This window comes from Bacillus sp. 05T22, assembly GCF_056396765.1.
This window is the reverse complement of the sequence record NZ_JBFTMC010000257.1, coordinates 1-880: the sequence shown is the minus strand read 5'-3', so window position 1 is coordinate 880 and position 880 is coordinate 1. Positions and strand designations below refer to the sequence as shown.

The window sequence follows — 880 nt, the reverse complement described above, 5'->3', positions numbered from 1 at the left end:
ACACTGAACATTGAGCCTTGATGTGTAGGATAGGTGGGAGGCTTTGAAGCGTGGACGCCAGTCTGCGTGGAGCCAACCTTGAAATACCACCCTTTAATGTTTGATGTTCTAACGTGGACCCGTRATCCGGGKTGCGGACAGTGTMTGGTGGGTAGTTTGACTGGGGCGGTCTCCTCCYAAAGAGTAACGGAGGAGYACGAAGGTCAGCTAATCACGGTCGGACATCGTGAGGTTAGTGCAATGGCATAAGCTGGCTTGACTGCGAGAGTGACGGCTCGAGCAGGTGCGAAAGCAGGTCATAGTGATCCGGTGGTTCTGWATGGAAGGGCCATCGCTCAACGGATAAAAGGTACTCCGGGGATAACAGGCTGATACCGCCCAAGAGTTCATATCGACGGCGGTGTTTGGCACCTCGATGTCGGCTCATCACATCCTGGGGCTGAAGYMGGTCCCAAGGGTAYGGCTGTTCGCCATTTAAAGTGGTACGCGAGCTGGGTTTARAACGTCGTGAGACAGTTYGGTCCCTATCTGCCGTGGRCGTTKGARWTTTGASRGGGGYTGCTCCTAGTACGAGAGGACCGGAGTGRACGCACCGCTGGTGTTCGGGTTGTCATGCCAATGGCACTGCCCGGTAGCTAAGTGCGGAAAAGATAAGCGCTGAAAGCATCTAAGCGCGAAACTTGCCTCGAGATGAGTTCTCCCTGTGGCTTTAAGCCACCTGAAGGGMCGTTGAAGACGACGACGTTGATAGGCCGGGTGTGTAAGCGCAGCGATGCGTTGAGCTAACCGGTACTAATGACCCGTGAGGCTTAACCTTACAACGCCAGAAGCGTTCTGGTAAGCGTTATGAGAGACGCAACATTTTCAGCCTGTTCACGGA

The 880-nt window shown here is 54.2% G+C and carries 1 rRNA gene; it reads left to right on the top strand.

Annotated elements, in window-relative coordinates:
• Positions 1 to 817 (top strand): 23S ribosomal RNA (locus AC1DIT_RS28220); the annotation flags it as partial.
• Positions 818 to 880 lie beyond the last annotated feature (63 nt).